The organism is Streptomyces sp. NPDC056452, from assembly GCF_042796085.1.
In the GTDB taxonomy this organism is placed as follows: domain Bacteria; phylum Actinomycetota; class Actinomycetes; order Streptomycetales; family Streptomycetaceae; genus Streptomyces.
Map to the genome: position 1 here is coordinate 144,598 of NZ_JBHTRI010000020.1, position 10,245 is coordinate 154,842.

8 protein-coding genes are annotated in these 10,245 nt (G+C 70.3%); 3 read left to right on the forward strand and 5 right to left on the reverse strand.

Annotated features, from left to right (window positions below; translation table 11 throughout):
• Positions 1–85 precede the first annotated feature (85 nt).
• Positions 86–433, reverse strand: coding sequence for an Mpo1-like protein (locus ACFQ6X_RS20795; protein WP_383183428.1), 348 nt, complete (start codon positions 431–433; stop codon positions 86–88).
• A 122-nt stretch (positions 434–555) separates the two neighbouring features.
• Entirely contained in the window at positions 556–1,362 is an 807-nt protein-coding gene (locus ACFQ6X_RS20800; RefSeq protein WP_383183430.1) for a M15 family metallopeptidase, read from the reverse strand.
• 59 nt (positions 1,363–1,421) lie between these two features.
• Between ACFQ6X_RS20800 and ACFQ6X_RS20805 the strand changes: the two genes are divergently transcribed.
• Positions 1,422–1,937 carry an NUDIX domain-containing protein gene (locus tag ACFQ6X_RS20805; protein ID WP_383183432.1) on the forward strand — a complete coding sequence of 172 codons (516 nt, stop codon included), beginning with the start codon at positions 1,422–1,424 and terminating at the stop codon, positions 1,935–1,937.
• Here ACFQ6X_RS20805 and ACFQ6X_RS20810 read toward each other — a convergent pair.
• Positions 1,925–4,306: a TIM-barrel domain-containing protein gene (locus tag ACFQ6X_RS20810; RefSeq protein WP_383183434.1), complete on the reverse strand. Its 2,382-nt coding sequence runs from the start codon at positions 4,304–4,306 to the stop codon at positions 1,925–1,927. The genes ACFQ6X_RS20805 and ACFQ6X_RS20810 overlap by 13 nt on opposite strands.
• Before the next feature lie 222 nt (positions 4,307–4,528).
• Here ACFQ6X_RS20810 and ACFQ6X_RS20815 point away from each other — a divergent pair, with 222 nt between their 5' ends.
• Positions 4,529–6,505 carry an acetoacetate--CoA ligase gene (locus ACFQ6X_RS20815; RefSeq protein WP_383183436.1) on the forward strand — a complete coding sequence of 659 codons (1,977 nt, stop codon included), beginning with the start codon at positions 4,529–4,531 and terminating at the stop codon, positions 6,503–6,505.
• 78 nt (positions 6,506–6,583) lie between these two features.
• On the forward strand, positions 6,584–7,498 hold the full coding sequence (locus tag ACFQ6X_RS20820; RefSeq protein ID WP_383183438.1) for a hypothetical protein: 915 nt from the start codon (positions 6,584–6,586) through the stop codon (positions 7,496–7,498).
• A 72-nt stretch (positions 7,499–7,570) separates the two neighbouring features.
• Here the strand turns inward: ACFQ6X_RS20820 and ptsP are convergent, their stop codons facing one another.
• Positions 7,571–9,241, reverse strand: a complete 1,671-nt coding sequence (gene ptsP, locus ACFQ6X_RS20825) for a phosphoenolpyruvate--protein phosphotransferase (RefSeq protein ID WP_383183440.1) — start codon at positions 9,239–9,241, stop codon at positions 7,571–7,573.
• Positions 9,242–9,315: 74 nt separating this feature from the next.
• Entirely contained in the window at positions 9,316–9,765 is a 450-nt protein-coding gene (locus ACFQ6X_RS20830; RefSeq protein WP_383183442.1) for a PTS glucose transporter subunit IIA, read from the reverse strand.
• Positions 9,766–10,245: the final 480 nt, after the last annotated feature.

The following is a 10,245-nucleotide window of genomic DNA, read 5'->3' on the forward strand; positions in this document are numbered from 1 at the left end:
GCGCGTACGGTGCCGGCCGACAGCGGCCGTGGGAGGAGTCTTCACCCGCCGTGACGGACCGTCAACCCCCGTGCGCACCCTGCTGTCAGGGGTTCTCGGCGAGCCACTTGGCGGCCGTCTCGGCCAGCTCCCCGTCGCGTCCGGCGAGCATCATGCGGATCATCTGCACATCGCCGCGCAGCGACCATGCGGGGTGCCCGAACGTGGCGGGATTGTTCTTCTCTATGAGGAAGTGCGCCGGCCAGGCGGTGCCGTACCCGATCAGGGGCAACGCCGCGAGGTAGCGCTTCCGGCCGCGCGCCAGTCCGTAGGCGGTGACGGCGACACCCGTCAGCGTTCCCGTCAGATGGACCCACCTCGTCGCCGCCCTGGAGTGCATCGCGACGTAGTAGGGCCAGAACTCTTCATACGAATTGAACGTCTGCTGTGACATAAAGGCACCGTAATGGCTCACGTGGCAACCGGATACGGCAGTTCCGCGTCCGATAAGGAGAACGGGCGGCCGGAGCCCACGGGGGTGGTCCCGGTCGCCCGCTCTTCTCGCCCGCGAGGCCCTCAGTGACCCGCGACGGACCGCCTGCTCACCGGGAAGTCGAAGTACGTGTCCGGGAAGACCTCCGGCTTGTAGGTGTAGTGCCACCACTCCTCGGCCAGGTTCACGAAGCCGAGACCGGTGAGCGTCGTCTTCAGGAACTGCCGGTTCGTGCGCTGTATCCCCTGCACCCTCGGGTCGTCCGTGTGCGACAAGGTGTCGAAACAGTCGTAACCCGTCCCCATGTCAACCGAGTTGTCCGGGAAACGCTCGTCCGCCGGCGCGTAGCACGGCGCCAGCCGCTCGCCCGGCACGTAGGGCCTGGTCGGCAGGGCGGGAAGCTTCACCAGCGTCAGGTCGACCGTGCTGCCCCGGCTGTGACCGGACTTCTCCGCGATGTATCCGTCCTCGAACAGACGGGTCTTGTCCACGAGCGGATAGAACTCGCCCTTCATGGTCTGGTCGTCGAGATCCTTCGCCCAGCGCACGAAGTGGTCCACCGAGCGCTGCGGCCGGTAGCAGTCGTACACCTTGAGCGAGTAGCCCTGGGGCAGAAGGCTCCGCTGGGCGGTGCGCAGCGCCCGTGCCGCGGGCCGGGTCAGGATGCAGACGGGCTGCCGGTACCCCTCCACCCGCTCGCCCATGAAGGTGTGCGCGGTGTTGTAGCGCATCTCGGTGATGATCGTGGGATCGACGGAGCGCAGGTCGACGAACTCCGGGGGAGCCTTGGGTTCGGGCTCGGCCCGGGCCACCGGAGCGGCAGCGGTCACGGCGAGCAGGGCGGCGGCAGCGGCGGCCGAAGCGCGGAGGGCGTGAGCGATTCCTGTCATGGGCACATCGTCCACCAGCTCGGGGGCCGAGGAGAAGAGCGATCGGATACAGTCCGCCCGTGAAGGACTCCCACTGCAGTACCTGCGGAGCCCCGTACTCCGCAGACCCGTCGGTGCCCATCCCCTGGCCACGTACCTGCCCCGCGTGCGGCGCCACCGCCTACCGCAACCCGCTGCCCGTCGCCGTCGCCCTCCTGCCGGTCACCGGCCCGCGCGGCACCGGACTCGTCGTCATCACCCGCACCATCCCGCCGCAACTGGGCGGCATCGCCCTGCCCGGCGGGTACGTCGACCGGACCGAGGACTGGCACGACGCGGTCGTACGGGAACTGCGCGAGGAAACCGGGATCAAGGCCGACGGGACGGACGTCCGTCTCGCCGACGCCCTGAGCTCCCCGGACGGCCATCTCCTCCTCTTCGGCCTGTTCCCGCCCCGCCCCGAAGCGGACCTGCCGCCATCCGTACCGACGGACGAGACCTCGGGGTTCACGGTCCTGCGCGCCCCCGCAGAGCTCGCCTTCCCGCTGCACACCCAGGCCGTACGCTCCTGGTTCGCCGGCAGCTACGGCAACTGACCCGGGCCCGTGGGCGCCCGCAACCCCCGCACCCGTACCTGATACGTCACCAGGTCCTCCTCACCGTCCCGCTCGACCACTACACGCCCGCCCGCGAGCCGTGACGTGAACCGCTCCACCTCGGACCGCGTCCACCCGTCGCCCACATCGCGGGCCACCAGCCCGCCACCCGTGCGCCCCGCCGCCGGAGCCCACACCTCCAGCTCCGTGCTCCCGTCCGCACCCCGCACCGGCAGCACCGCCCCGGCCCGCGCAAGAACCGGAATCCGGGACAACGGCGCATCCAGCAGAACCTGTCCCGGCCCCTCGTACACCTCCTCGGTCGCCGTGTCGTACCAACGGCCCCGCGGCAGCCGGACCGCCCGGCGGTCCGACCCGCACTCCAGCACCGGCGCCACGAGCAGTGCGTCGCCCAGCAGGAACGCGTCCTCGCACTCCCGCAGCGCCCGGTCCCCGGAAGCCCCCCACCACAACGGCCGCACGTACGGCGCACCCGTCAGCCGGGCCAGCTCCGCCAGCGTCACGAAGTACGGGCGCAGCCGCTCCCGTTCCTCCAGCGCGGCCCTCGCGCCAGCGAGCACCTCGGGCCCGAACTCCCACGGCTCCCGCCGCCCCGCATCGATGGCCGCATGGGTACGGAACAACGGCAGGTACGCGCCCAGCTGGAACCAGCGCAGATACAGCTCGGGCGACGGCGATCCGTCGAACCCGCCCACATCCGGCCCCGAGTACGGCACCCCGCAGAGCCCGAGACCCAGCACCAGGGCCAGCGAGGCACGCAGCCCGGGCCACCCCGTGGCCACGTCACCGGACCAGGTGCCCCCGTACCGCTGCATCCCCGCCCAGCCGGAACGGGAGAACAGGAACGGCCGCTCGTCGGGCCGCAGCCGGCGCAGCCCCTCGTACCCGGCCTGCGCCATCGTCAGGCCGTACACGTTGTGGGCCTCACGATGGTCACCGCCCCGGCCCTCCAGCGCGTGCCGGGACGAACGCGGAAGCGACGGGTCCCCGAATCCCGTGAACGCCACCGGCTCGTTCATGTCGTGCCACACCCCGGAGAACCCCTGGGCAAGCCGCTCCTCGTACAGCGTCCCCCACCACTGCCTCACCTGCGGATCGGTGAAGTCCGGATAGACGCACTCACCCGGCCACACCTCACCGCGCACCTGCTGCCCCTCGGGATCCCGGACGAACGCACCCGCCGTGCCGACCTCCCGGCCGCTGTCGAAAACCGCGTTGCCCGGTGAGGCCTTCACCGCCGGGTCGACGATCGACACCAGGCGCACCCCGTCCGCACGCAACTCCTTGGCCAGCCGGGGCAGATCGGGGAACCTCTCACGGTCGACCGTGAAGACCTGATGCGCGTCGTAGTGATCGATGTCCAGGTGCACCGCCGACAGCGCAAGCCCGCGCTCCCGGTACCCCGCCACTATCCGCCGCACCTCGTCCTCGCCGGCGAACCCCCACCTGGCGTGCTGCGGACCCAGGGCCCACGAGGGCGGCAGCGCGGGCGCACCGGTGAGCGCCGTCCAGCCCTGCAGCACCCTGGACGGCGTACCCGCCACCACCCAGCAGCGCAGCGGACCGCCCTCCATCCGCACCTCACACGTACCCGGCCGGTCGTGCCCGGACCCCGCACCCTCCTCACCCTCCCGGAGCGTCACCCGACCCGCCCAGGTGTTGTCGTGGAAGGCGAGATGCGTCCCCGCGTCCGACACCACCAACTGCACCGGCATCGTCAGATACAACGGATCGTCCCCCGGACCGAAGCGACCACCCGGATCGGTGTTCCACAGCCGGTACGTCCCCCCACGCAGCCGAGGCCCGCCCGCACGCCCGCCGAGTCCGAAGAAGCGCGCGTCGGCAGGCACCTCGGAGCGCTGCACCCAACGCGCCGCGCCCCCGCCCACCGGTTCCCACCACCGCGGCGGCAGCTCCCGGCGCAGCACCACACCGCCCGGCGTACGGAGCTCCACCGCCCCGTGCCGCGACACCGCCACCGTCAGCCGCTCCGACACCACCTGCCAGCCGCCGTCCTTGTCCGGCTCCAGCGACGCCCGCGGATCCGGCTCCGGCGCCGCTCCCGGCAACGCGTAGGAGGGCAGCGACTCCGCGCCGTCCCACGACCAGAACACCGCGCCACCGACAGCCACACGGATGCGCAACTCCGAACGGGCGAATCTCACGACACCCCCGCCCGGTCCGGGCTCGGCCCCCACCAGGAGGCCGGGAACCCGAGCCCGCTCCGGCCCCCGCGGCGGCAACGCCCGCGCGTCCGCCCGCCGTCGCCGCCAGGCCGAGCGCACCGCGCGCATTCCCTGCACAGAACCGACCATCTTCACCGCGCGCACCAGGTCACGACCATCCATGCAGGCCACCCTGCCACCCGGCCGGCGGCGAACGGGGTCCGTTCAGCTTCCGTTCACCTGTGGCCGGACCACACTGCCGTACCCGCAACCATGGCCGGGGGACCCTGGTGCGAAAGACGATCACATGGCATCGTCCGTGAATGCCGCTCACGCGCACACCCCAGCCCGTGCGCGCGACGCACGCACACCCCGCGTACCCGAGAAAGGCCAGGGAGCCACCCCATGACCTCAGCAGCCGGCGAAGCCCCCCTCTGGCAGCCCGACCCCGAACGTATCGAGGCCGCGGCCGTCACCCGCTTCCAGCGCTGGGCGGCAGAGCGGTACGGAGCCCCGGCCGACGGCGGCTACGAGGCACTGCACCGCTGGTCGGTCGACGAGCTCGACACCTTCTGGCAGGCAGTCACCGACTGGTTCGACGTCCGCTTCTCCACCCCGTACGAGACGGTCATCGGCGACCGCGCCATGCCCGGCGCCCAGTGGTTCCCCGGATCCACCCTCAACTACGCCGAACACGCGCTGCGTACCGCCGACGACCCCCTGCGCGCCGACGCCCCGGCACTGCTCCACGTCGACGAGACCCACACACAGATCCCCATCAGCTGGTCGTCGCTCCGCAGCCAGGTCGGCTCCCTCGCGGCCGAGCTGCGCGCCCTCGGCGTCACACCCGGCGACCGCGTCAGCGGGTACCTGCCCAACATTCCGCAGGCGGTCGTCGCCTTCCTCGCCACGGCTGCCGTCGGCGGAGTCTGGACCTCCTGCGCCCCCGACTTCGGCGCGCGCAGCGTCCTCGACCGCTTTCAGCAGGTCGAACCCGTCGTCCTGTTCACCGTCGACGGCTACCGCTACGGCGGCAAGGAGCACGACCGCACCGACACCGTGGCGGAGCTCCGACGCGAACTCCCCACCCTGCGCGCCGTCGTCCACATCCCCCTCCTCGGCACGGACGCGCCCGAGGGAGCCCTCGAGTGGTCCGCCCTCACCGCCGCGGACGTCGAACCGGTCTTCGAGCAGGTCCCCTTCGAGCACCCGCTCTGGGTGCTGTACTCCTCCGGGACCACCGGACTTCCCAAGGCGATCGTCCAGTCCCAGGGCGGCATCCTCGTCGAACACCTCAAGCAGATCGGGCTGCACTGCGACCTCGGTCCCGACGACCGCTTCTTCTGGTACACCTCCACCGGCTGGATGATGTGGAACTTCCTCGTCTCCGGCCTGCTCACCGGGACCACGGTCGTGCTCTACGACGGAAGCCCCGGATACCCGGACGTCAGTGCCCAGTGGCGGGTCGCCGAACAGACCGGAGCGACCCTCTTCGGTACCTCCGCGGCCTACGTCATGGCCTGCCGCAAGGCCGGAATCCACCCGGGCCGCGACCATGACCTCAGCCGCGTCCAATGCGTCGCGACCACCGGTTCCCCGCTTCCGCCCGACGGCTTCCGCTGGCTCCACGACGAGGTGGCCGAGGACCTGTGGATCGCCTCCGTCAGCGGCGGCACGGACGTCTGCAGCTGCTTCGCGGGTGCGGTCCCCACCCTCCCGGTCCACATCGGCGAACTGCAGGCCCCCTGCCTCGGTACGGACCTCCAGGCCTGGGACCCCGCGGGCAAGCCGCTGACCGGCGAGGTCGGCGAGCTCGTCGTCACCAGCCCCATGCCCTCCATGCCGATCCACTTCTGGAACGACCCCGACGGCAGCCGCTACCACGACAGCTACTTCGACATGTACCCCGGCGTCTGGCGCCACGGGGACTGGATCACCCTCACCGCCCACGGCTCGGTCATCATCCACGGACGCTCCGACTCCACCCTCAACAGGCAGGGGGTGCGGATGGGATCCGCGGACATCTACGAAGCCGTCGAACGGCTCCCCGAGATCCGCGAGTCCCTCGTCATCGGCATCGAGGAGCCGGACGGAGGCTACTGGATGCCGCTCTTCGTCCACCTCGCCGAAGGCGCCGCGCTCGACGACGACCTCCGCAACAGCATCAAGCAGACGATCCGCGAGAACCTCTCCCCACGTCACGTCCCGGACGAGGTCATCGAAGTCCCCGGCATCCCGCACACCCTCACCGGCAAACGCATCGAGGTTCCGGTCAAGCGCCTCCTGCAGGGCACGGCCCTGTCCAAGGCGGTCAACCCCGGCTCGATCGACAACCTCGAACTCCTCCACTTCTACGAGAACCTCGCCCGCGAACGCCGCTGACCCGGTCACTGAGGGCACCGTTGTCAGTCCCCCTGATTACGCTGAGTGAGCATCGATCGACAGTGCACAGGGGGACTCATGGCGCACATCAAGCAGACGAAACGCACCCACCACCGCTCCGGCACATCCATGCGACGCGCGCTGCGCCGCGAAGCACCCAACACCGTCGGCCTCCTGGTCGACGCCGAGGACTTCGCGGCGATGCGCCACTACCGGAGCTTCACCTTCGACGACCACTCCGTCTATCTGGAGCAGGTCGAAGGCCTCCTCAAAACCCTTGCGGCGCAGGGGATGCACACCACGGTCGCCCTCTTCGACCCGGAGGACTACGCGGAGTTCTGCACCGATGCGGACCTCGATCCGGACGACCGCACGAACCGCAGCCGCTTCACCGCCGAAATCGCCGCCGCCGGGGCCACCGTGACCTACACCGGCCAGCCCATCGACGCCCTGATCCCGCTCCTCGTCTCGCGCGCCGTCCGCCGGGCGACCTGGGAGTACGCCACGATGCTCCTGGCAGACCTCGGAGAGTGCGCGGACTGCGGACAGGACATCGGCAGGGCCGCCTTCGACCGGGCCTCCCACCTGCTGATGCGTCTGCTGGAGACAGCGGGACCGGGTACCCACCACGCGGTCTGCAGCACACCCACGGAAAGCGAACAGCTCCTCGCCGTGCTCCATACGACGAGGCACCCCGAAGGTCCGGCGCACCTCGAATCCTCGGAAGGGGCGGAGTTCGCCACCGTTCTCGCCGTCGGCATCGCTCTCGAGACACGGGGAGGCGTGGTGCTGCGCACCAGCGCCGCCGACGCTCCGGACCGGGTGTACGGCTGGCGCCTGATCCGCGGCGGACTCGTCCCGCTCACCGCGGGCGAGGTCTTCAGCGCCTACTGCACCGACGCGGACACGGGCGAACCGGTCTCACCGGAGTCGAACGTGGAGTACTGCGCAGGCTTCGACCTGGGCGCCGACGAGCCGGAGAGGCACCACTGACGGAATGAACGAAGGGGTTCCCGCCTGTAGGGCGGGAACCCCTTCACAACCGACCGCGCGAGTCCGGCGGTGCTACTCGCCCGACAGGACCGCCTGCGCCGCGACCCGCGCCTCTTCGGCGGAGTCCGTCGCACGAGCGGCGGAAGCGGCCCGCTCGCACTGCGCGAGCGTGTACTTCGCCAGCGTGGCGCGCACATAGGGAATGGAAGCGGCACCCATGGACAGCGAGGTGACACCCAGACCGGTCAGCACACAGGCCAGCAGAGGGTCCGCGGCAGCCTCTCCGCAGACACCACAGCTCTTGCCCTCGGCCCGGGCGGCGTCGGCCGACAGAGCGACGAGGTCCAGCAGCGCCGGCTGCCACGGGTCCTGCAGCCGGGAGACGGCGCCGACCTGCCGGTCGGCCGCGAAGGTGTACTGCGCCAGGTCGTTGGTACCCAGCGACAGGAACTCCACCTCCTGCAGGATCGAGCGAGCCCGCAGCGCGGCGGAGGGAATCTCCACCATCGCACCGAACTTCGCCTGCAGTCCGGCCTCACGGCACGCGTCCGCGAACGCCTTCGCGTCGGCACGGTCGGCCACCATCGGGGCCATGACCTCGAGGTAGACGGGCAGCCCCTCGACCGCCTTGGACAGGGCGGTCAACTGCGTGCGGAGCACATCGGGGTGGTCCAGCAGACTGCGCAGCCCACGGACACCGAGCGCCGGGTTCGGCTCGTCCGCCGGGGTCAGGAAGTCCAGCGGCTTGTCCGCACCGGCGTCGAGCACCCGCACGACCACGCGCCCCTCGGGGAACGCCTCGAGCACGGCACGGTAGGCCGCGATCTGCTTCGCCTCGGTGGGCGCCTGCTTGCTGTCGTCCAGGAACAGGAACTCGGTACGGAACAGCCCGACGCCTTCGGCGCCGGCCGCCACCGCCGCAGGCACGTCGGCGGGACCGCCGACATTGGCGAGCAACGGGACCTTGTGGCCGTCGGACGTGGCACCGGGACCGGTCGTGGCCGACAGTGCGGCCTTGCGGGCCGCCGCGGCGCTCTCCATCTCCGCGCGCTTCTCGTCGCTCGGCTCGACGAAGACCTCACCGGTACTGCCGTCCACCGCGACGACGGTGCCCTCGGCGATCTCCCCGGCTCCCGGGAGAGCAACGACGGCCGGAACTCCGAGTGCCCGCGCCAGAATGGCGCTGTGACTCGTCGGACCGCCCTCCTCGGTGACGAACCCGAGCACCAGGGCCGGGTCCAGCAGGGCCGTGTCGGCCGGGGCCAGGTCGCGCGCAATCAGTACGTACGGCTCGTCGCTGTCCGGAACACCCGGCATCGGAACGCCGAGCAGCCGCGCGACGATCCGGTTCCGCACATCGTCGAGGTCCGCGACGCGGCCCGCCAGGTACTCCCCGGCGTTGGCCAGCAGAGCCCGGTAGGAGGCGAATGCGTCGTAGACCCCACGCTCCGCGGTGCTGCCGACCGCGATGCGGCGATCCACATCGGCCATGAGCTCCGGGTCCTGCGCCATCATGGCCTGGGCCTCGAGCACGTGCTGGGCCTCGCCGCCGGCCAGATTGCCTCGCGCGATCAGGTCGGCCGCGACAGCTTCCACGGCCTGGCGGGCGCGCCCCTGCTCGCGCTCTGCCTCCTCCGTAGGAATCTGTTTGGCGGGCGGCTCCAGCACCGCCGTACCCATGTGCCGAACTTCGCCGATCGCCACACCGTGGCTCACGCCGACGCCTCGCAGCGTTGTCTCCATTTCACCCGTCTCCGGTTGTGCGGCGGCTGTGCCACCGCGGTGAATGCCCACTGGCAGTTACTGCACCAAAGGTGTTACTGCCAGCCGAACAGTGCGTCTCCGACCTTCACGTCGCCGTCCTCGCGCACCTCGGAAAGGGACTCGGCGGTGGCCTCGAGCGCCACGATCGGGCAGATCGCCGACTTGCCGGCCGCCTCGACGGCGGCAGGGTCCCACCGCACGATGCCCTGACCACGGGTCACCGTGTCCCCCTTGTTCACGAGGAGCTCGAAGCCCTCGCCATTGAGCTGGACGGTGTCGATCCCGAGGTGGGTCAGCACACCGTGTCCCTCGTCGTCCACGACGACAAAGGCGTGGGGGTGCAGGGAGACGACGATGCCGTCGACCGGAGAGACGGCCTCGGAGGGCTCGCGCACGGGGTCGATGGCGGTACCAGGACCAACCATGGCGCCGGAGAAGACCGGGTCGGGAACCGCGGTGAGTCCGATGGCGCGGCCGACAAGCGGGGACGTCACTGTGGTCATGGGGAGCCTCCCAGGGGTGGAGCTTCGTCTGTTGTCGCCGTACCGACCGATGGGGACGGCGTACTGATCAGCAGCGTAAGTCATATGAAGTCACGGTTCCGCCCGAGAGCTACCGGTTGACAGACCTAGGGGTACACCGCGAACGATTTGCCTCGCCCCACAGCGGCCTGTACTGTCGTAATCCTGCCTGGCCCCAACACGACCTCGAGTCGGGGGTCGGCGGCGACTCTCACACCAAACTTTCAACCTGAGCCTCATTCTGCATGTCTGCAGGAGCTGGTCAAGGAAATGGAAAACGGCTGATAGAGTCGGAATCGCCGGAAAGGGAAACGCGAAAGCGAAGAACTGGAAAGCGCAGTAACAATTCTCCTGCTTCGCAGGGGGCCCCGCTTCGACCGGGAATCGGACACGAAAGAGTCTGATAGAGTCGGAAACGCAAGAACGAAGGGAAGCGCCCGGAGGGCCCCGGTGAAACGGGAC

Excerpts from the sequence above, each read along its gene's own strand:
- ACFQ6X_RS20795 (WP_383183428.1), bottom strand. The coding sequence starts at position 433 with ATGTCACAGCAGACGTTCAATTCGTATGAAGAGTTCTGGCCCTACTAC.
- ACFQ6X_RS20800 (WP_383183430.1), bottom strand. The coding sequence starts at position 1,362 with ATGACAGGAATCGCTCACGCCCTCCGCGCTTCGGCCGCCGCTGCCGCC.
- ACFQ6X_RS20810 (WP_383183434.1), bottom strand. The coding sequence starts at position 4,306 with ATGGATGGTCGTGACCTGGTGCGCGCGGTGAAGATGGTCGGTTCTGTG.
- ACFQ6X_RS20815 (WP_383183436.1), top strand. The coding sequence starts at position 4,529 with ATGACCTCAGCAGCCGGCGAAGCCCCCCTCTGGCAGCCCGACCCCGAA.
- ACFQ6X_RS20820 (WP_383183438.1), top strand. The coding sequence starts at position 6,584 with ATGGCGCACATCAAGCAGACGAAACGCACCCACCACCGCTCCGGCACA.
- ptsP (WP_383183440.1), bottom strand. The coding sequence starts at position 9,241 with ATGGAGACAACGCTGCGAGGCGTCGGCGTGAGCCACGGTGTGGCGATC.
- ACFQ6X_RS20830 (WP_383183442.1), bottom strand. The coding sequence starts at position 9,765 with ATGACCACAGTGACGTCCCCGCTTGTCGGCCGCGCCATCGGACTCACC.